This is a genomic window from Micromonospora sonchi, assembly GCF_014646235.1.
Lineage (GTDB): Bacteria > Actinomycetota > Actinomycetes > Mycobacteriales > Micromonosporaceae > Micromonospora > Micromonospora sonchi.
In genome coordinates this window covers 1-19,620 of record NZ_BMNB01000034.1, presented here as the reverse complement: position 1 = coordinate 19,620, position 19,620 = coordinate 1, and the positions used below count along the sequence as shown (strand labels likewise).

The following is a 19,620-nucleotide window of genomic DNA, read 5'->3' as shown; positions in this document are numbered from 1 at the left end:
TGTGGCGACAAAAAGTGCAAGATCGACGCCGATGGTGGTGCCGATGGTGGTGCCGAGGGTGGTGCCGAGGGTGGTGCCGAGGGTGGTGGCGGGGGGCGACGCCGAGAGCGGCGGCGGGGGCGCGGCGGGGGTTAGACGGCGTCGTTGCGGAGGACGAGGATGGCGATGTCGTCGCGGGGCTCCTCCACCGAGAAGTTGATCGCAGTGGAGCGCAGGCGGGCGGCCACCACGTCCGCCGGGTAGCCGGCCAGCGGCGTGGCGGCATCCCGTAGCCGGCCGGTGCCGAACAACTCCCGACCACGCCGGCGCTCGGTCACCCCGTCGGTGTAGAAGACCAGGCAGTCACCCGGATCGAGGACGATGTCCGCGGTCGGCGAGGCGATGGTGTCGAGCAGGCCGAGCGCCGTTCCGCCGGTGCCGACGAAGCTGGCCGGACCGCCCCCGGAGCGCAGCAGCGCCGGCCGGTCATGCCCGGCCAGGTGCAGCTCGACGTCGAGCCGGTCGCCCTCACCCGGCGCGACGGCGGCCAGGGCCAGCGTGCAGTAGCGACCGGCGCCCCGCTCGACCAGGGTCTCGTTGAGCCGGGCCAGCACCTCGGGCAGCGGCTTGCCGTCCCCGGCCAGCACCCGGATCACGTCCCGCACCAGCCCGGTGACCGTGGCGGCCTGCACGCCCTTGCCCGAGACGTCGCCGATCACCACCAGCCAGCGGCCGTCCGGCAGCGACACCACGTCGTAGAAGTCGCCGCCGACGTCGGCGTCGCCACCGGTCGGGACGTACTCGGCGGCGAAGCCGATGCCCTCCACGACCGGCAGCGCCGGCGGTAGCAGCGACTGTTGCAGTGCCTGCGCCACCCGCCGGCGTTCGGCGTGGATCCGGGCGTTCTCAATCGCCAGGGCCGCCCGCCGGGCCACGTCCTCCAGTACCGCGATCTCGTCGGGGTCGTGCCGGTGCCGCTGGTGCCGCCCGACGGCGAGGGTGCCGAGGCGCTGTCCCCGGGCGGTCAGCGGTACGGCGAAGCCCTCCATCGGCGCGCCCAGCGGCGTCTGGGTGCCGTTGCGGCTGGCCTCGCGCAACCGGGACTGGATCGAGTCGGGGCCGGCCTCGCGCAGGGTGGCGTGCAGTTGCGGCAGCATCGACTCGTCCGCGTGGCTCGCTGCGGCGAGGCGGAGCCGACCCCACTCGTCGGTGGTGTGCACCGCGCACCACTGGCCGAGCCGGGGCACCACCAGCTGCGGGATGAGCGCCATGGTCAGCTCCACGTCCAGGGACTGCGCGAGCAGTTCGCTGGCCTCGGCGAGGAAGGTCAGCCAGGCCTGCCGGCGGACGTTGGCACGGCGCAGCCGGTCGTTCTCCAGGTGCAGCGAGAGCCGCTCGGCGGTCAGCGCCGCGAGCGGCCGGGCGTACGCGGTGGGCGCGGCGTCCAGCTCCAGCTCTCCGGCGTACGGGCGGTGCACGGCCAGCGGCACCCGGATCAGGTCGTTCCCCGCCCGGGGCTGCCGGCCGTAACGGGCGAGCATCTGCGTGCCCTGGCCGTCCCCCCGGTCCAGTCGGATGACGCCACCGGCGGCGCCGACCATCTCCGCCACCCGGGTGAGCAGGCCGGCGGCGAAATCGGGCAGCGGATCCTCGGCGTACGGATCGGGGGTGATCTGGAGCAGGGCGCTCATCGCCCCGGCGCTGGCGGCGGAGGTGTGTCCGGTGGAGTCCCGATCGCCGATTGGCGGTGCGAAGTCGTCCCCGTGTGACCCGGAGTCGTCCCCGTGCTGCCCGCCACGGCGCCTGCGGTCCAGCCGGAACCACACGCCCTTGCCCTTGGGGAGGTACGTCGTGCCCCAGCGACTGGCGAAGTGGTCGACCAGCAGCAGCCCGCGCCCGCGTTCGGCCACGTCGACGATGTCGCTCGCCACATTCCGTACGCCCACGGTCAGCTCGTCGACGGGGCCGGCGGCGAAGTCCGAGACGGTCACGGTCAACCCGGCGGGGTCGGCGCTGACCTCGATGTCCAGTTCGGTGCCGGCGTGCTCGACGGCGTTGGTGGACAGCTCCGTGGTCAGCAGAAGTGCCTCGTTCACCAGTTCGTCCAGGTGCGCCTCGGTGAGCACGGACCGGACGACCGCCCGTGCAGCGGCTGGCGTACGGCGGTCGGCGGGAAGCCTGACGCGTCGTACGTGCTCGTCTGGGCCCTTGGTCGTGGCGGGCCCCGTCTCCGCCGACACGTTCGTATCCTCCCCCCACACTCGCTCGGTGCCAAGCCGATCACCTGCCGGGCCAGCATCGCGACCGGCGGTGCGGCGTGGCGATTTCCAGCTCACGGGGACAATGATGGGGTGGCCGGCGCGAGCCGGCATACCCTGAGGTGAGCGAGGAATGATGACCACGGCGAAACAGTCGGGGCTGGCGGACACCTCCGCCGCCGACCACGAGGCGGTCCTCACCGAGCTGGCGGAGGCGCTGCGACAGGTCCGCCGTGGCGACCTCAAGGTCAGGCTGCCCCGGCGGTCGGGTGTGGGTGGCGAGGTGGCGGACGCCTTCAACGACGTGGTGTCGCTCCAGGAGCGGCAGCATCTGGACCTGCGCCGGATCAGCCGGATCGTTGGCCGCGACGGTCGGTTGACCGAGCGGCTGGACGAGGAGGGGCTGGACGGCTCGTGGGCCGAGGGCCAGCGGGCGGTCAACTCGCTCATCGACGACCTGGGCCGGCCCACCACGGAGATCGCCCGGGTCATCGTCGCGGTCGCCGACGGCGACCTCTCCCAGCACATGGCGCTGGAGATAGACGGCCGCCCGCTGCGCGGCGAGTACCTGCGCATCGGCCACACGGTCAACACCATGGTCGACCAGCTCTCCTCCTTCTCCAACGAGGTGACCCGGGTCGCGCGCGAGGTGGGCACCGAGGGCAAGCTCGGCGGCCAGGCCGACGTCCGTGGCGTCGCCGGCACCTGGAAGGACCTCACCGACTCGGTGAACACCATGGCGTCGAACCTGACCGGCCAGGTGCGGTCGATCTCCCAGGTGGCCACGGCGATGGCCAAGGGCGACCTGAGCCAGAAGATCACGGTGAGCGCCCGGGGCGAGATCGCCGAGCTGGCCGACACCATGAACTCGCTCACCGACACCCTGCGGCTCTTCGCCGACGAGGTGACGCGGGTGGCCCGTGAGGTGGGCACCGAGGGCAAGCTCGGCGGTCAGGCCGAGGTGCCCAACGTGGCCGGCACCTGGAAGGACCTGACGGACAGCGTCAACTCGATGGCGTCGAACCTGACCGCCCAGGTGCGCAACATCGCCCAGGTCTCCACGGCGGTGGCCCGGGGCGACCTGTCCCAGAAGATCACCGTGGCCGCGCAGGGCGAGATCCTCGAACTCAAGGACACCGTCAACACGATGGTGGATCAGCTGTCGTCGTTCGCCGACGAGGTGACGCGGGTGGCCCGTGAGGTGGGCACCGAGGGCAAGCTCGGCGGCCAGGCCCAGGTCCGCGGGGTCTCCGGGACCTGGCGGGACCTCACCGAGAACGTGAACCAGCTCGCCGGCAACCTGACCAGCCAGGTCCGCAACATCTCCCAGGTCTCGACGGCGGTGGCGAAGGGCGACCTGAGCCAGAAGATCACCGTGGATGCCCGGGGCGAGATGCTGGAGCTGAAGAGCACCGTCAACACGATGGTGGATCAGCTGTCGTCGTTCGCCGACGAGGTGACGCGGGTGGCCCGTGAGGTGGGCACCGAGGGCAAGCTGGGCGGCCAGGCCGAGGTCAAGGGCGTCTCGGGCACCTGGCGGGACCTGACCGACAACGTCAACTCGATGGCGTCGAACCTGACCAGCCAGGTCCGTAACATCGCCTCGGTCACCACCGCGGTGGCAAAGGGTGACCTGTCGCAGAAGATCACGGTGGATGCCCGGGGTGAGATCCTGGAGCTGAAGTCGACGGTGAACACGATGGTGGATCAGCTGTCGTCGTTCGCCGACGAGGTGACGCGGGTGGCCCGTGAGGTGGGCACCGAGGGCAAGCTCGGCGGCCAGGCGCAGGTCCGCGGGGTGGCCGGGACCTGGCGGGACCTGACCGACAACGTGAACTCGATGGCGTCGAACCTGACCGCCCAGGTGCGGAACATCGCCCAGGTCTCGACGGCGGTGGCGAAGGGTGACCTGTCGCAGAAGATCACGGTGGATGCCCGGGGTGAGATCCTGGAGCTGAAGTCGACGGTGAACACGATGGTGGATCAGCTGTCGTCGTTCGCCGACGAGGTGACGCGGGTGGCCCGTGAGGTGGGCACCGAGGGTGAGCTGGGCGGCCAGGCCGAGGTCAAGGGCGTCTCGGGCACCTGGCGGGACCTGACCGACAACGTCAACTCGATGGCGTCGAACCTGACCAGCCAGGTCCGCAACATCGCCTCGGTCACCACGGCGGTCGCGAACGGCGACCTGTCGCAGAAGATCACCGTTGACGCGCAGGGCGAGATCCTGGAGCTGAAGAACACCGTCAACACGATGGTGGACCAGCTCTCCTCCTTCGCCGACGAGGTGACCCGGGTGGCCCGCGAGGTCGGCATCGAGGGCAAGCTGGGCGGCCAGGCCCAGGTCAAGGGCGTCTCCGGCACCTGGCGGGACCTCACCGAGAACGTCAACCAGCTCGCCTCCACCCTGACCACCCAGCTGCGCGCGATCGCCGAGGTCTCAACGTCGGTGACGCGGGGCGACCTAACCCAGCGAATCGCGGTGAAGGCGCAGGGCGAGGTCGCCGAGCTGAAGGACAACATCAACCAGATGATCGTCACGCTCCGGGAGACCACCCACAAGAACGCCGAGCAGGGCTGGCTCGACTCCAACCTGGCCCGCATCGGCGGTCTGCTCCAGGGCCAGCGTGACCTCGGCGAGGTCTGCCGGATGATCATGATGGAGGTGACGCCACTGGTCGACGCGCAGCTCGGCGCGTTCTTCCTGGCGGACCACTCCGAGGGAGTGATGCGGCTGCGGTTGACCGCCTCGTACGGCTACGTGTCGCGGGGACACGACGTGACCTTCGGGCCGGGCGAGGGGCTGGTCGGGCAGAGCGCGCTCTCCCGGCGCACCATCCGGCTCGGTGCCGTGCCGGACAGCCGGATCACGCTGCGGTCGGGGCTGGCCGACACCCCGCCGCAGGACCTGGTCGTGCTGCCGGTGCTCTTCGAGGGCGAACTGCTCGGCGTGATCGAGTTCGCCAGCGTGACGCCCTTCTCCGAGCTGCACCTCGCCTTCCTGGAGCGACTGGTCTCCACCATCGGCATCGCGGTCAACACCATTCAGGCCAACCGTCGTACGGAGGAGTTGCTCGCCCAGTCCCAGCGGCTGGCGCACGAGTTGCAGGAGCAGTCGGCGGAGTTGCAGCGCACCAACGCCGAGTTGGAGGACAAGGCCAAGCTGCTGTCCGAGCAGAAGGCGAACATCGAGACCCAGAACCGGGAGATCGAACTGGCCCGGCTCGGCCTGGAGGACAAGGCGCAGCAGCTCACCCGAGCCTCGGCGTACAAGTCCGAATTCCTGGCGAACATGAGCCACGAGCTGCGTACGCCGCTGAACTCCCTGCTGCTGCTGGCCCGGCTGCTCGCCGAGAACTCGGAGCGCAACCTGACCCCGAAGCAGACCGAGTTCGCCCGCACGATCCACAGCGCCGGTTCCGACCTGCTCTCGCTGATCGACGACATCCTGGACCTGTCCAAGATCGAGGCGGGTCGGATGGACGTGGAGCCGACCGAGGTCCGGTTCACGGAGATCCGCGGCTACGTCGAGCAGGCGTTCGCCCCGCAGGCCGACGAGAAGGGCCTGGACTTCCAGGTACGGATCAGCAAGGACCTGCCGCCGGCGGTGGTCACCGACGCCCAGCGCCTCCAGCAGGTCCTGCGCAACCTGCTGTCGAACGCGGTCAAGTTCACCGACAACGGCGCGGTCACGCTGCGCATCTCCCGGGCGCCGGAGCACGCGGTCTTCGACGTACCGGCGCTGACCAACGCCCGGCAGGTGATCGCGTTCACGGTGATCGACACCGGGATCGGCATCTCCGACGACAAGCTGTCGCTGATCTTCGAGGCGTTCCAGCAGGCGGACGGCACCACCAGCCGCCGCTACGGCGGCACCGGGCTGGGCCTGTCGATCAGCCGGGATCTGGCCCGGCTGATCGGCGGTACGATCACCGTCAGCTCGGCGCCCGGCCAGGGCTCGACGTTCACTCTCTACCTGCCCGATGTGCTGGCGCCGGACGCGGTGGTCGCGCCGGCACCGCCCTCGCCGCAGCGGGCCGGCCTGCCCTCGTCGCTGCTGATGCCGCCGATGGAGCTGCTGCCGCAACGGCCGGAGGCACCGACGACCCGCCAGTTGGACGGGTCCACCGTACTGATCGTCGACGACGACGTGCGTAACGTCTTCGCCCTGACCAGCGCGCTGGAACTGCACGGCATGACCGTGCTCTACGCCGACAACGGAACCGACGGGGTGCGCCTGCTGGCCGAGCACCCGGAGGTGGACATCGTCCTGATGGATGCCATGATGCCGGATCAGGACGGGTACGAGACGACCCGGCAGATCCGCCGTAACCACCGCTTCGCGGAGCTGCCCATCGTCTTCCTGACCGCCAAGGCGATGCCCGGTGACCGGGAGTCGGCGATCGCGGCCGGGGCCAGCGACTACATCACCAAGCCGGTCGACCTGGACGAGCTGATCGAGTTGATGGGCTCCTGGATCAGCGGCAGCCGAACCGAGGAGGGCTCGTGACGCAGGTGGCGAAGGCGCTGCTGGTCGATGACCGCCGGGAGAACCTGATGGCTCTGGAGGCGATCCTCCAGGGACTGCCGGTGCAGTCGGTCGCAGTGGAGAGCGGGGAGGCGGCGCTGAAGCAGCTGCTGGTCGACGATTTCGCGGTGATCCTGCTGGACGCCCAGATGCCGGACATGGACGGCTTCGAGACGGCCAGCCACATCAAGCGGCGGGAGCGCACCCGGCACGTACCGATCATTTTCCTGACCGCCGCCGACCGGGACGCCCAACTGGCCCTGCGCGGCTACGCGGTCGGCGCGGTGGACTACCTGACCAAGCCGTTCGACCCCTGGGTGCTGCGGGCCAAGGTGTCCGTCTTCGTCGAGTTGTGGACCAAGACCCGGCAGTTGGCGGTGCAGTCGGAGATGGTGCGGGAACGCGACGCCCAGTGGCGACTGCTCACCGACGCGGTGGACGAGGCCAGCGCCCTCCTCCGCGCCGCCGAGGAGGCTCCCGAACCCGACGCGATCTCCCGCGCCCTGGCCCTCCTGGAACAGGCCCGCTGGGGCGCGACCCCCGACTGACCCCGATCAGGGGGTGGGGGTGTTGTTGCGGATCATCAGGGCGCTGCGGAGGCCGGTGATGTCCAGGACGCGGAGCAGGAAGTCGCCGACGTTGGTCAGGATCAGCAGGCTCTGCGCGTGGCTGGCCTTGCGGCTGAGGACCACCAGAGTGCCGAGGCCCTGCGAGTCGCAGAAGGTGACTCCGCCGAGGTCGAGCACGATCCGGGGTGGCGGCTCGGCGATAACCTCATTGACGATTGTCGACAGCTGGGCGGCCGTGAGCATGTCGATCTCACCGGCGAGGCGCAGTACGGCTTCGTCACCCGTCCGGTGTACGGTGATGGACAGTTCGGCACGATCCACCTGGCCAGCCTATCGCGATCTCGCGCGCCCGACCTGTCGAGGCGAGTGGTCGCCCGTCGGTGTGCCGCAGGTGAGCCTGGTAACCCTGATCAGGGGTGCCTGCCGATCCGGCCTCAGGCGCTGACACAATGGCCACATCGTGACCGAGGTGTTTTCCGCCGGCTCCGACCGTTATCCGGTCGACGCGCCGGCCTCAGCAGCCCTGTTCGACCGCGCTCGCGCCATCGTGCCGGGCGGGGTGAACTCCCCTGTGCGCGCCTTCCAGGCGGTCGGCGGCACACCACGCTTCATGGTCCGGGGTGAGGGGCCCTGGCTCCACGACGCCGACGGGCGGCGCTACGTCGACCTGGTCTGCTCCTGGGGCCCGCTGATCCTCGGCCACGCCCACCCCGAGGTGGTGGCCGCCGTGCAGGCCGCCGCCGCGAAGGGCACCAGCTTCGGTACGCCCACCCCGGGCGAGGTCGAGCTGGCCGCCGAGATTATCGAGCGCACCCCGGTCGAGCAGCTCCGGCTGGTCAACTCGGGCACCGAGGCGACCATGTCGGCGATCCGGCTGGCCCGGGGCTACACCGGCCGCTCAAAGATCATCAAGTTCGCCGGTTGCTACCACGGGCACGTCGACGCGCTGCTCGCCTCGGCCGGTTCCGGCGTGGCCACCCTCGGGCTGCCCGACTCGCCCGGCGTCACCGGCGCGGCGGCCAGCGAGACCATCGTGCTGCCGTACAACGACATCGCCGCGGTCGAGGAGGCGTTCGCCGCCGAGGGCCAGCACATCGCCGCCGTGATCACCGAGGCGGCGCCGGGCAACATGGGCGTCGTCGCCCCCCGGGACGGGTTCAACGGCGAGTTGGCCCGGATCGCCCACGCGCACGGCGCGCTGCTCATCATCGACGAGGTGATGACGGGCTTCCGGGTGTCCCGCTCCGGCTGGCACGGCCTCGATCCGGTCGACGCGGACCTGTGGACGTACGGCAAGGTCATGGGTGGTGGGCTGCCCGCCGCGGCGTTCGGCGGGCGCGCGGAGATCATGTCGCGACTGGCTCCCGCCGGCCCGGTCTACCAGGCCGGCACCCTCTCCGGTAACCCGCTGGCCTGCGCGGCCGGGCTGACCACCCTGCGGTTGGCCGACGACGCGCTCTACCGTCGGCTGGACGACACCGCCGCCCTGGTGGGCCGGCTCGCCGCAGACGCGCTGGCCGCCGCCGGTGTCCCGCATCGGCTGTCGTACGCGGGCAACATGTTCTCGATCTTCTTCACCGACGCCGACGTGGTCGACTACGACAGCGCCCGGGCCCAGCAGGTGCCCGCGTTCAAGGCGTTCTTCCACGCGATGCTCGCCGCCGGGGTGTATCTCCCGCCGAGCGCGTTCGAGTCCTGGTTCGTCTCGGCGGCGATCGACGACGCCGCCCTGGAACAGATCGCCGCGGCCCTGCCGGCGGCGGCCGATGCGGCGGCAGCGGCAGGTACAGGGGGGTAGTGGTGAGCGCGAGGAGTGAGCCGGTCTTGCGAGCCCCGCAGTCGCGAACGGAGATGGGCCCGGTGAGCGCGAGGAGTGAGCCGGTTTTGCGAGCCCCGCAGTCGCGAACGGAGATGGGCCCGGTGAGCGCGAGGAGTGAGCCGGTTTTGCGAGCCCCGCAGTCGCGAACGAAGGGGGCACCGCGGTGAGCAAGACGGTGGTCCACGTGCTTCGGCACGGCGAGGTGCACAATCCGGATGGCATCCTCTACGGCCGACTGCCCGGGTTCCGCCTCAGCGAGCTGGGTGTCCAGATGGCCAAGGCCGCCGCGCAGGGGCTCGCCGACCGCGAGGTCGTGCACGTGGTGGCCAGCCCGCTGGAACGCGCCCAGCAGACCGCCGAACCCGTCGCCGCCCAGTTCGGGCTGCCCGTCGGGGTGGACGAACGACTGATCGAGAGCGCCAACTGGTTCGAGGGCAAGAAGGTTTCCCCCGGCGACGGTTCCTTCCGTGACCCCCGCAACTGGTGGGTGCTGCGCGACCCGGTCACCCCCTCCTGGGGCGAGGCGTACCGGGTGATCGCCGAGCGGATGTTCGCCGCTCTGCACGCCGCCCGGGTCGCCGCCGAGGGACGCGAGGCGGTGCTCGTGTCACACCAGTTGCCGATCTGGACGCTGCGCCGGCACGTCGAGCGCAAGCGGCTCTGGCACGACCCGCGCCGCCGGCAGTGCGGGCTGGCCTCGCTCACCACCTTCCACTTCGACGGCGCCAAGGTCGTCGGCATCGGCTATTCCGAACCCGCCGCGCACCTGGTGGCGATGTCGCCGACCGGGCGGACGGCCAAGGGGGCCTGATGGCTGCCCGGAGGCTGGCCGCCGGCCTGTTCGCCGCCGTGACCGCCACGCTGCTCCTGGCCGGCTGCTTCGGTGACGGCGGGAAGCCGGAGTGTGACAACGTCGACGGCATCGTGGAATGTCGCCCGGACCAGCGCTCGGGGGCTCCCAGGATCACCGGCGAGCTGCTCAAGGGCGGGTCGTACGACGTGGCGGAGCAGCGCGGTCAGGTCGTGGTGGTCAACTTCTGGGGTTCCTGGTGCGCGCCGTGCCGTGCGGAGGCCGACGACCTGGAGGGCACCTACCAGGCGACCAAGGATTCCGGGGTGACCTTCCTCGGCATCAACGTGCAGGACAGCCGGGACAAGGCGATCGCCTTCGAGGAAGGCCGGGTCAGCTACCCGAGCATCTTTGACCCGGGCAGTCGCCTCGCCCTCGCCATGGACATCCCACCGAACACCGTCCCGGCCACCGTCATCCTCGACCGGGAGGGCCGGATCGCCACCGTGATCCGGGCTGCGGTCCGGCAGGAGGGCCTGCAACCCATCGTCGAGCGGGTCGCCGCGGAGTCGCCCGCGCCGGCCGGCCAGCGCTGATGGGCGAGACGTTCGGCCAGCTCGCCACCTCGGGCCCGCTGCTGCTGGCGATGGGCGCGGCGGCCCTGGCGGGCCTGGTCAGCTTCCTGTCGCCGTGCGTACTCCCACTGATGCCCGGCTACCTCTCCTACGTCACCGGCCTCGCCGGTGCCGACCTCGAACACCGAGGTGAAAGGAAGGGCACCCTATTAACGCCTGCGGTAGAGGAAGGGCCCCCTGTTAACACCGCAGCCGCCGCCGGCGAGCCGACGCGCGACACCGCAGCCGCCGCCGGCGAGCCGACGCGCGCCGGCGCCGAAAGCGGCGGCGTGGGTACGGCGGTACGCGAGCACGCCCGGACCGGCCGGGCGGTGAAGGGCCGGGTGCTCGCCGGGACGCTGCTCTTCATCGCCGGGTTCACCGCCGTTTTCACCGCCACCGCGATCCTGTTCAGCGGCATCGGCCGGGTCTTCTTCGACTACGAGCGCACGCTGGAGATCGTCATCGGCGGCCTCGTCGTCGTGCTCGGGTTGGGCTACCTCGGTGCGCTGCCCGGGTTCCAGCGTGAGCTTCGGATCAACCGGCTGCCCGCGGCCGGCCTGGCCGGCGCCCCGGTGCTGGGCGCGGTGTTCGCGCTGAGCTGGATCCCGTGCACCGGGCCCACCCTGGCCGCCGTGCTCGGCATGGCCACCACCAGCGGGCAGATGGACCGGGCGCTGGTGCTGGCCGTGGCGTACTGCCTCGGGTTGGGGATCCCGTTCATCATCTTCGGGCTGGGCTTCGAGCGCCTGCTCGGCGTCTTCCGGACGGTACGACGACACAGTCGCTGGGTCACCCGGATCGGTGGTGCCCTGCTGATCATGATCGGCCTGGCGCTGGTCACCGGCGGCTGGACGAACGTGGTGATCTGGCTGCAGACCACCTTCGGCACCGGCGAGGTGAGCATCTGATGACCGCCGTGGACGACCGGCCGGGCACGCCGGCGCAGGCACCCCGGCGCCGCCCCAACCCGTTGCTGGCCCTGCTGCGCAACTCGTGGCGGCAGCTGACCAGCATGCGTACCGCACTGGTGTTGCTCTTCCTGCTCGCGGTCGCCGCCATTCCCGGCTCGGTGCTGCCGCAGCGCGGCGTCAACCCGGAGGACGTACGCGACTTCTTCACCGAGCACCCGGATCTGGCTCCGTGGCTGGACCGGATCGGTGCCTTCGAGGCGTTCAGCTCGGTCTGGTTCTCCGCGATCTACCTGCTGCTGTTCACCTCGCTGATCGGGTGCATCACGCCCCGGCTGCGCGACCACGTCCGGGCGCTGCGCGCCAAGCCGCCGGCCGTACCGAGGCGGCTGGAACGGCTGCCGCAACACGCGGTGCTGCCGGCCCCGGACGGCGGCGCGGTGGCGATCGCCGAGACGCTGCGACGCCGACGGTGGCGGGTGGTGGTCCGCGGCGACGAGGTCTCCGCCGAGAAGGGCTACCTCAAGGAGACCGGCAACCTGATCTTCCACACCTCAATGGTGGTGGTGCTGGTCGGGGTCGCGCTCGGCTCCTGGTACGGCTGGCACGGCAACCGGCTGCTCGTCGCCGGCGCGGACCACGTCTTCTGCAACACCGGTCAGCAGTACGCCGAGGCGTCGTTCGGTCCGCGCGTCGGCGACGACCTGCCGCGCTTCTGCATGCGGCTGGACGATTTCGACGCCCGCTTCCTGCCCAGCGGCCAGCCCTCCTCCTACAACGCGAAGGTGACCGTCGACGAGGACGGCGGCTCGCCCCGCCCGGCGGAGTTCTCGGTCAACTCGCCGCTGCGGCTCGACGGCGCGAACGTCTACCTGCTCGGGCACGGGTACGCCCCGGTGATCCGCTACACCGACCGGTTCGGCAACAGCCAGCACAGCGCCGTGCCCTTCCTCAGCAACGGCGACATCGGGCTGACCAGTGAAGGGCTGGCCGCCTTCCCCGACGCCAACGTCAACCCGGACACCGGCGAGCGGGACCCGAACCTCCAGATGGCCTTCTCCGGCCTCTACCTGCCGACCGCCCCGCAGAAACCCCCGTTCAGCCGGTCGGAGCACCCGGCCGAGCAGAACCCGCTGCTCGGCCTGGTGGCCTACCGGGGCAACCTGGGCCTGGACGGCGGGATCCCCGGCTCGGTCTACCAGCTCGACCAGCGGCAGGTCCGCAACGGCCGGCTCACCGAGATCGGCACGAAGGAGCTGCGGGTGGGGGAGAGCTGGACGCTGGGCGACGGCACCACGCTCGAGTTCCTGGGCACCGAGCCGTACATCGTCCTGTCCGTGCGCCACGACCCGGGTGCGGCACTGCTGCTGGTCAGCTCCGTCGGACTGGTGCTCGGGTTGATGGGTTCGCTCTTCGTCCGGCGCCGGCGGGTCTTCGTGCGGGTGCTGCCGGCTGGTTCCGGCGACCCGGGCAGTGGATCTCCGACGGGCGGTAGTAGTTTGGTCGAGGTGGCGGGTTTGCCGCGTACCGAACATCCCGGGTTCGCTGCCGAGTTCGCCGAGCTGGTGTCCGCGATCGGCGGTGACCAGCGGGCCGATGCCGCGACCGGGGCTGGAGCGCCGGCCGGCACCGGAGCCGGGGCGAGCGCCGGGGCGCGAGAAGGAGCCGAGTGATGTCCGCACTCTCCGACCAGGTGGTGTCGATCGCCACCATGGTGTACCTGCTGGCGATGATCAGCCACGCGGTCGAGTACGCCCTCGGCGCCTCGCGGGCCCGGGTCGTCGCGGCACCCGCCCCCGAACTGGTTGGCGCGGCGGTCGGCGGCGGCTCGGTGGCCGTCGTTTCGGCGGGCATCGCCGGTGATCCGGTGGTCGGCGGTGGTGCGGTGGCCGGTGGTTCGGCGGGCGCGGCCGGCGGCCCGGTGGCGGCCGGAGAGGCGGTGCCGGCGACCGACGTCGCAGCCGACCCGGCCTGGCGTACGGCGTGGCGGGCCGAACTGGCCGGCCGGATCGCGGTCGGGCTGACCGCCCTCGCCGCTGCGCTGCACCTGGTCGCGCTGGTGACCCGCGGTCTCGCGGCGGACCGGATGCCGTGGGGCAACATGTACGAGTTCGTGCTCACGGTCTCGTTCATCGGGGTCGCCGCCTGGCTGGTGGTGCTGGTGAAGGTGCCCTCGCTGCGCCGGCTCGGGCTCTTCCTGACCCTGGTCATGGTGCTGCTGGTGGCCACCGCCGAGCTGGTGCTCTACACGCCGATCGTGCCGCTGGTGCCGGCGCTCAACTCGTACTGGTTCATCGTGCACGTGTCGACCATCGTCTTCGCCTCCGGGCTGTTCCTGCTGGGCGCGGTGCCGGCGGTGGCGTACCTGATGCGGGCCGGCTACGAGCAGGGCAAGCGCAGCTTCCCGTACACCCTGGCCAAGCGGCTGCCGGCGGCGGCCGCCCTGGAGCGGCTGACCTTCGTGCTGCACGCCTTCTCGTTTCCCCTCTTCACCTTCGCGGTGATCGCCGGGGCGATCTGGGCCGAGGCGGCCTGGGGGCGGCCGTGGGGCTGGGACCCGAAGGAGACCTGGGCCTTCATCTCCTGGGTGGTGTACGCCGGCTACCTGCATGCCCGCGCCACGCCGAGCGTGCGGCGCAACGTCGCCACCTGGCTGGCCATCCTCGGCTTCCTCACCGTGCTGATGAATCTGTTCGGCGTGAACATCTTCTTCGAGGGCCTGCACTCCTACGGCGGCCTCTGACCCTGATCGGCGGCCGGCAAATCGCTCTACAGAACGTATAACTACACTTACAGTAACTGTGGTTATACATTTTGTGGGTGGCTGTGGACCGTTGGCCCGGGCCACCGGCGGCTTCTATTTCGGGGCCACCGAGGCGACTCAAACCGAATCGCTACGGCGCCTCGGAGAAGCGGTCGGCCGATACACGAACGCCCCGGGCCTGCGTACGGCCGGCCGTGCCCGGCCCGGGGTGATTCTCGTCGACCCGATGCGCCTCTACTCCGGCGACTGACGGACGGTCGGCGCGGGCCAGTGCCGGAGTGTCTCGCTCACCCGCAGGGTGACCTGGTAGGCGACCTCCGGCACGTCGGCCAGTTCGATCCGCTCCGACCGCAGCGCCAGCTGGGCGTGCAGCTCCCGAGCGATCGCGTCCCGCAACTCGACCTGCAACGGCGACAATCCGTCCGGATCACCGACCACGTACGCATCCGACATGCCATCACCCTGGCACCGGCACAGTCACTCAGCCAGCATCGGTGAGAATTCCCGCAGCGCCAGGCACGCCATTCGAGGGCCGCACATAGATCTTGGACGTTTTCCGTTAGCAGCTAACGGAAAACGTCCAAGATCTGTGATTTTCGGTAGGGCAATGTGATCACGCTGAGGACTGAGGTCGTGGGGTGCGGGGGGCGGCCCAGCCGAGGAAGCGGTCGTGCAGGGTGGCGGGCTTCGGCACGGTCTGCGGGTCGAGGCGGTACAGGTCGTCGACGGCGTCGTACAGCATCGCGGCGAGGTAGATGGACAGGGCGACGCGGTCGTGCCGGTAGCCGGCCAGCAGGGTGAGCCGGGCGGGTGAACAGGGCCAGGGCGCGGCGCAGATCCGACACAGCCAGAGCGGCCGGAGCGGCAGGTGGGACTGCGATGTCATCTGCGTACCTCTGCTGCGGGTTTGCCGGTTGGAGGCGGGGCCGTCCGTCGCCGACGTGCCGGACGGCCCCGCTTCGGTTGCGCCCGTCCTTTTTGGCGCGGATCCGGGCGGTTCCGATGTGCACAGTGTGGTGACGAGGCGACTACTGTCGGAAGGCATCCGGTCGCCCTGTGCGGTGGGTACGGGCACCGGTGAGGGCCGTGAGAAACGCGGTATGCGCTGGTGAGGAGTGGTGTGCATGGATGAGCGGTCGCGGATGCTGATCGAGGAGCTGCGGCACATGCGGGCGGCGCGGAAGATGACCCAGGAGGAGTTGGCCCGCGCGATCAGCTATTCGCCGTCGACGGTCGCCATGGTGGAGACTGAGGCGCGTAAGCCGCCGCCGGGCTTCTGGGAGCGGGCGGACGTCGCGCTCGACACCGGTGGCGCGTTCGCCCGACTGCTGGCCCGGCTCGGGTCACCACAGTGGATGCGCGACTGGCAGGCCAACGAGCGGCAGGCCACCGTGCTCCGGTCGTTCGAGAACACGGTGGTGCCGGGCCTGTTGCAGACCTCGGCGTAGGCCCGCTCGCTGTTCCGCAGCGTCGGCCTCTACGACGAGGAGGAGGTGGAGCGGCGGGCCTCGGCGCGACTGGACCGGCAGGCGGTGCTGACCGGTGAGAATCCACCGCAGCTCGTCGCGGTGCTGGACGAGCATGTGCTGCGCCGCCCGGTCGGCGGCCCACTGGTGATGCACGAGCAAGTGCGTCGGCTGGTGAAGCTGGCGATCGAACAGCCCCGGGTACGGCTGCACGTGGTGCCCGCCTCGGTCGGCGCATATCCGGGTGTCGCCGGAGCCTTCGTGCTGGCTACCCTTCCGAATGGGGAGGACGTCGCATACCCGGATGATCAGCTCAAGGGTCAGGTGATCGACCACACCGAGGACGTGTTGGCGATCCGGGCCTCCTGGGAGGCGATCCAGGGCGAGGCGTTGCCGCCCCAGCAGTCGATCGAGTTGTTGACGGAGGTGGCGGAGTCATGGCGGAGCTGACCGGTGCCCGGTGGCGCACCAGCACCCGGAGCAGCACCAACGGCGGCAACTGCGTCGAGGTGGCGGACAACCTGCCCGGCCTGGTCGCGGTACGCGACAGCAAGGACCGCGACGGCGGAGTGTTGACCTTCGGCCCGACGGCCTGGCGCACCTTCGTGGCCTCGGCCCGCCGCCACTGACCGGCCCGAGCGGAAGATCGTCACCGTTTCGCCGGAATCGCGGTAACCGGGCGCACCTGAACCGCCACCTCGCCGAAACGGCGTCGGCCGAGATCAGCCGGGGTTGGCCGGGTCGCCGGGGTCGGCCGAGGGGTCAGCTGGCGAACCAGCCGGGTACGTCGAGCCGGAACCAGTTGGCGGGGGTGACGGTACGCAGGTCGTCCTCCAGCGCGGCGACTCGCTCGGCACCGAGGGCGGCCACCCAGCGCTGCCGCAGCTCGTCGAAGATGACCGCCGACCGGTGCAGGCCGTCGAGGCCGTGCGGCGTCAGTCGTACCAGCTTGCGCCGTGCGTCGTGCGGATCGTCGACGCGTTCCAGGTAATCGAGGGCGACCAGCCGGTCCACGGTCTTGCCGGCGGCCTGCTTGGAGACGCCCAGCTGCTGGCCCAGCTCAGTGGCGGTGGTGCCGGTGGCGCCGACCGCTTGGAGCACGAAGCCGTGCAGCGGACGCAGCTCGGGGTGGCCCTGGCGGGCCAACTCGGCGTGCAGGTCGTCGATGAGCGTGCGGAATCCGGCCAACAGCAGCAGGGGCAGCAGAAAGCCGGGCCGCTGCGGGTCAGGCGTTTGCGGTTCGGGCGTTTGCGGGTCAGGCGTTGCCAAGTTCGACAACCTCGCTTACGGTTTGGTCAATCACGTTGACTAAAATACGCCAAGGACCCTCTCATGTCCAAGCACGTCTTCACCGTCCACACCACCGACACCGCGCCAGAGGCCGCCCGGTCCACGATGAACGGCGTACGCCGCGCGCTCGGCCACCTGCCCGGCGCGGTCGGCCTGATGGCCGAGTCACCGGAACTGCTCCAGGGCTTCCTGACCGTCAACGGCATCTTCGAGAGCTGCGGGCTGAACGAGGTCGAGCGGGAGGTCGTGGTGCTGGCGGTCGCCGTTCGGAACGAGTGCCACCTCTGCGTCGCCATGCACACCGCCACCCTGGCCCGACACGGCGGCGCACCGGAGTTGATCGACGCACTCCGCGCCGACACGCCCCTGCCGGACGAGCGGCTGGAGGCGCTGCGGCGCTTCACCCACGCAGTGCTCGACCACCGGGGCGCGGTACCCGACGAGGAGCTTTCCGCCTTCCTCGCGGCCGGCTACCAGCCCCGGCACGCCCTGGATGTGGTGCTCGGCGTCGGCACCTACACCATCTCCACCTTCGCCAACCGGCTCACCCGGGCGCCGCTGGACCCGCCCGTGGCCGCGTACGCCTGGGAGCCGGCCGCGTGACGAATGTTAAAAGGGGGCCCTTCCTCTACCGTAGGCGTTAATAAGGGGCCCTTCCTTTCGCTCAGGCCTTCAGGAAGGGCAGGAGCAGGGCGGTGAGTTCCGCCGGTTGCTCCTCGTAGAGCCAGTGGCCGCTGTCCTTGACGACCTCACCGGTCACCGAACTGGCGTACCGGCGGACCTGCTCAGCCACCTGGCCGCCGAGACTCGCCTGCGCGCCAATGGCGAGCACCGGCATGGCCAGCATCGACTTCCGATAGTCAGCGTTGTCCGCGATGTCCTGCCCGAAGGCGCGGAAGCACTCGAAACTCGCCCGCAGGTGGGCCTCGTCGCGCAGATGCCGGGCGTACTCCTCGATGTCCGCCGCGTCCAGGCTGCCCTTGCGCATCATCAGCGAGTCGGTGAACCGGTCGACCCAGAGCGTCTCGCGGCCGGCGACGAGCTGTTCCGGCAGCCCGTTGGTCAGGCTGAAGAAGCCGAAGTTCCACACCGCCGGGCCGGCGGCGGTCAGCGCCGGGAAGGTGTAGATGCTCTCGTCGGGGATCGGCGCCTCGCTGAGCACCAGCCGGCTCACCCGGTCCGGGTGGGCTGCGGCGTACGCGTACGCGACCATGGTGCCGACATCGTGGCCGACCAGCCGGAGGTCGCGGTCCAGGCCCAGGTTGGTGAGCAGCCCGTGCAGGTCGGCGGCGAGGGTCTTCTTGTCGTAGCCGCCGGGCGGGGCGTCGCTGCCACCGAAGCCCCGCAGGTCCGGCGCGATCACCTCGAACGATCGTCCCAGCTCCGGCAGCACGTGACGCCACATGTACCAGGTCTGCGGATATCCGTGCAGCAGCACCAGCGTGGGCCCGCTGCCGCCCCGGACGTAGTTGACGGCGACGTCGCCGATCTGCGCACGCTGCTCGGTGAACCCCGCCGGAACCCGTCCGTCACCCATCGCCGCTCCCCGCCTCGTCGGGCGGCTCGACTACCCGGCCGACTCCCGTCCATGCCGTCAGATTGGTTCGTCGCGGTCGCGTACGGCGTTGCGGACGGTGGTCGGGACGCGTAGCCGCTCGTCCGCGCAGAGGCGTCGCAGCTCGTCCGCGTGCTGGTCGGGCTCGTGGGTGAGCCGGGCCAGCTCGTCGAAGAGCACCATCCGCTCCTCGTCGATCTTCTCCTCCGGGGCGGGCATCACACCCCACATGTCCCAGGGGAGCAGCTCGACCACGTTCAGCGCGGCGGCGTCCCGCATCAGGTTGCCGGCGATCCACCACCAGCCGCTCTCGTTGGTCCCGCTAAGCCCGAAGGTGTCCGGGTCGGCTTCGCCGGCGCGGCAGCGTGCCCACGCCTCGCCGGCGACCAGGAACCGGTCTCGCGGCACGTCCGTGATGTCGAAGTCGACGCCGAACAGCTCTCGCTGGCGCTCGTCGACCTGAGCGTCGACCATGGTCCACCGGCGCTGCTCGGCGTTCCAGTACTCGCCGACCCAGTGGTCCTCCCAGCGACCTGCGGCGAAATAGTCGCCGAAGCCGCAGCGTGCGCGGGCTGGCACGCCACGGGCCCGCAGCGCGGTGACCAGCAGGAGGGTGTAGTGCCGGCAGTTGCCGGCCACCCGCTGTCCGGGCACCCGGGGGACGTTCAGCGGGCGGTTGTCCCGACCGGCGACGCGGGCGAGCAGTTCCTCGGCGGGCCGCAGGTGCACGCTCTGCCGGTCGGCGTCGGACAAGGCGACCCCGTACGCGCCGACGAGGTGCTCATGGATCACCAGCCCCTGGAAGGTCCGGACGATCCCCGCCGGGTCCGCCGGCACCGCTTCGAGGAGAGCGGCGTACGCGCCGGCGGAGGTCAGCCGGCCCGGCCGCGCGTACCGGGAAAGGTTTGTCTGGTCCTGGTCCATCTGCGCTCCTGATTTCCGCTCTCGCCGGGTGTTATTGATGGGTAACCCAAATGTCCCGTGGTCATCCGGCGGCGTAGCGGACTTCTGGTTTGCCGAACAGGCTCCGGATGAGGTGGGGCTGGTTCTGTCGCCGGCGTAGGTGGGTGCGGGCCTGGG

20 protein-coding genes are annotated in these 19,620 nt (G+C 70.6%); 13 read left to right on the top strand and 7 right to left on the bottom strand.

What is annotated here, in order from left to right; all coding sequences use genetic code 11:
- Nucleotides 1–131: 131 nt before the first annotated feature.
- The gene (locus tag IEY61_RS26195) at nucleotides 132–2,219 is read right to left on the bottom strand and encodes a SpoIIE family protein phosphatase (RefSeq protein ID WP_189048992.1); all 2,088 of its coding nucleotides are present in this window, start codon (nucleotides 2,217–2,219) and stop codon (nucleotides 132–134) included.
- Nucleotides 2,220–2,373: 154 nt separating this feature from the next.
- Here IEY61_RS26195 and IEY61_RS26190 point away from each other — a divergent pair, with 154 nt between their 5' ends.
- The gene (locus tag IEY61_RS26190; RefSeq protein WP_189048990.1) at nucleotides 2,374–6,744 is read left to right on the top strand and encodes a hybrid sensor histidine kinase/response regulator; all 4,371 of its coding nucleotides are present in this window, start codon (nucleotides 2,374–2,376) and stop codon (nucleotides 6,742–6,744) included.
- Entirely contained in the window at nucleotides 6,741–7,310 is a 570-nt protein-coding gene (locus tag IEY61_RS26185) for a response regulator (RefSeq protein ID WP_189048988.1), read from the top strand. Before IEY61_RS26190 ends, IEY61_RS26185 begins: the two co-directional genes overlap by 4 nt.
- Nucleotides 7,311–7,316: 6 nt before the next feature.
- Here IEY61_RS26185 and IEY61_RS26180 read toward each other — a convergent pair whose 3' ends face one another.
- Nucleotides 7,317–7,652: an STAS domain-containing protein gene (locus IEY61_RS26180; RefSeq protein ID WP_189048986.1), complete on the bottom strand. Its 336-nt coding sequence runs from the start codon at nucleotides 7,650–7,652 to the stop codon at nucleotides 7,317–7,319.
- 139 nt (nucleotides 7,653–7,791) lie between these two features.
- On the opposite strand from IEY61_RS26180, the gene hemL reads away from it, so the two are divergent.
- The 7 genes from hemL to IEY61_RS26145 all read left to right on the top strand — a co-directional run bounded on the left by hemL (nucleotide 7,792) and on the right by IEY61_RS26145 (nucleotide 14,479).
- The gene (gene hemL / locus IEY61_RS26175; RefSeq protein ID WP_189048984.1) at nucleotides 7,792–9,129 is read left to right on the top strand and encodes a glutamate-1-semialdehyde 2,1-aminomutase; all 1,338 of its coding nucleotides are present in this window, start codon (nucleotides 7,792–7,794) and stop codon (nucleotides 9,127–9,129) included.
- A 184-nt stretch (nucleotides 9,130–9,313) separates the two neighbouring features.
- Complete coding sequence (locus IEY61_RS26170; protein WP_189048982.1) at nucleotides 9,314–9,961, top strand: histidine phosphatase family protein; 648 nt, start codon at nucleotides 9,314–9,316, stop codon at nucleotides 9,959–9,961.
- The gene (locus IEY61_RS26165) at nucleotides 9,961–10,536 is read left to right on the top strand and encodes a TlpA family protein disulfide reductase (protein WP_189048980.1); all 576 of its coding nucleotides are present in this window, start codon (nucleotides 9,961–9,963) and stop codon (nucleotides 10,534–10,536) included. The genes IEY61_RS26170 and IEY61_RS26165 overlap by 1 nt, the downstream gene beginning before the upstream one ends.
- Nucleotides 10,536–11,465, top strand: a complete 930-nt coding sequence (locus IEY61_RS26160; RefSeq protein WP_189048978.1) for a cytochrome c biogenesis CcdA family protein — start codon at nucleotides 10,536–10,538, stop codon at nucleotides 11,463–11,465. Before IEY61_RS26165 ends, IEY61_RS26160 begins: the two co-directional genes overlap by 1 nt.
- Nucleotides 11,465–13,138 (top strand): cytochrome c biogenesis protein ResB, encoded by a 1,674-nt coding sequence (resB, locus tag IEY61_RS26155; protein WP_189048977.1) that lies wholly within the window; start codon nucleotides 11,465–11,467, stop codon nucleotides 13,136–13,138. Before IEY61_RS26160 ends, resB begins: the two co-directional genes overlap by 1 nt.
- On the top strand, nucleotides 13,138–14,208 hold the full coding sequence (gene ccsB / locus IEY61_RS26150) for a c-type cytochrome biogenesis protein CcsB (RefSeq protein WP_189048975.1): 1,071 nt from the start codon (nucleotides 13,138–13,140) through the stop codon (nucleotides 14,206–14,208). Before resB ends, ccsB begins: the two co-directional genes overlap by 1 nt.
- 58 nt (nucleotides 14,209–14,266) lie before the next feature.
- Entirely contained in the window at nucleotides 14,267–14,479 is a 213-nt protein-coding gene (locus tag IEY61_RS26145; protein ID WP_189049093.1) for a hypothetical protein, read from the top strand.
- Here IEY61_RS26145 and IEY61_RS26140 read toward each other — a convergent pair.
- Together IEY61_RS26140 and IEY61_RS26135 are read right to left on the bottom strand one after the other, a co-directional pair.
- Nucleotides 14,464–14,682 carry a hypothetical protein gene (locus tag IEY61_RS26140; protein WP_189048972.1) on the bottom strand — a complete coding sequence of 73 codons (219 nt, stop codon included), beginning with the start codon at nucleotides 14,680–14,682 and terminating at the stop codon, nucleotides 14,464–14,466. The genes IEY61_RS26145 and IEY61_RS26140 overlap by 16 nt on opposite strands.
- 160 nt (nucleotides 14,683–14,842) lie before the next feature.
- The gene (locus IEY61_RS26135) at nucleotides 14,843–15,115 is read right to left on the bottom strand and encodes a hypothetical protein (RefSeq protein WP_189048970.1); all 273 of its coding nucleotides are present in this window, start codon (nucleotides 15,113–15,115) and stop codon (nucleotides 14,843–14,845) included.
- 238 nt (nucleotides 15,116–15,353) lie between these two features.
- Between IEY61_RS26135 and IEY61_RS31525 the strand changes: the two genes are divergently transcribed.
- From IEY61_RS31525 to IEY61_RS26125, 3 genes are read left to right on the top strand one after another with little or no spacing between them, the layout of a single operon-like run.
- Nucleotides 15,354–15,677 carry a helix-turn-helix domain-containing protein gene (locus IEY61_RS31525; RefSeq protein ID WP_229706449.1) on the top strand — a complete coding sequence of 108 codons (324 nt, stop codon included), beginning with the start codon at nucleotides 15,354–15,356 and terminating at the stop codon, nucleotides 15,675–15,677.
- A 9-nt stretch (nucleotides 15,678–15,686) separates the two neighbouring features.
- Nucleotides 15,687–16,145: a DUF5753 domain-containing protein gene (locus IEY61_RS31520; RefSeq protein WP_268240691.1), complete on the top strand. Its 459-nt coding sequence runs from the start codon at nucleotides 15,687–15,689 to the stop codon at nucleotides 16,143–16,145.
- The gene (locus IEY61_RS26125; RefSeq protein ID WP_189049081.1) at nucleotides 16,142–16,324 is read left to right on the top strand and encodes a DUF397 domain-containing protein; all 183 of its coding nucleotides are present in this window, start codon (nucleotides 16,142–16,144) and stop codon (nucleotides 16,322–16,324) included. The genes IEY61_RS31520 and IEY61_RS26125 overlap by 4 nt, the downstream gene beginning before the upstream one ends.
- 133 nt (nucleotides 16,325–16,457) lie before the next feature.
- On the opposite strand, the gene IEY61_RS26120 is transcribed toward IEY61_RS26125, so the two are convergent.
- Nucleotides 16,458–16,964, bottom strand: a complete 507-nt coding sequence (locus IEY61_RS26120; protein WP_189048968.1) for a MarR family winged helix-turn-helix transcriptional regulator — start codon at nucleotides 16,962–16,964, stop codon at nucleotides 16,458–16,460.
- Nucleotides 16,965–17,027: 63 nt separating this feature from the next.
- Here IEY61_RS26120 and IEY61_RS26115 point away from each other — a divergent pair, with 63 nt between their 5' ends.
- Nucleotides 17,028–17,588: a carboxymuconolactone decarboxylase family protein gene (locus tag IEY61_RS26115; RefSeq protein WP_189048966.1), complete on the top strand. Its 561-nt coding sequence runs from the start codon at nucleotides 17,028–17,030 to the stop codon at nucleotides 17,586–17,588.
- 61 nt (nucleotides 17,589–17,649) lie between these two features.
- Here the strand turns inward: IEY61_RS26115 and IEY61_RS26110 are convergent, their stop codons facing one another.
- Nucleotides 17,650–18,522, bottom strand: coding sequence for an alpha/beta fold hydrolase (locus IEY61_RS26110; RefSeq protein WP_189048964.1), 873 nt, complete (start codon nucleotides 18,520–18,522; stop codon nucleotides 17,650–17,652).
- A 57-nt stretch (nucleotides 18,523–18,579) separates the two neighbouring features.
- Nucleotides 18,580–19,464, bottom strand: a complete 885-nt coding sequence (locus IEY61_RS26105) for a transglutaminase-like domain-containing protein (protein ID WP_189048962.1) — start codon at nucleotides 19,462–19,464, stop codon at nucleotides 18,580–18,582.
- Between the last annotated feature and the right edge of the window lie 156 nt (nucleotides 19,465–19,620).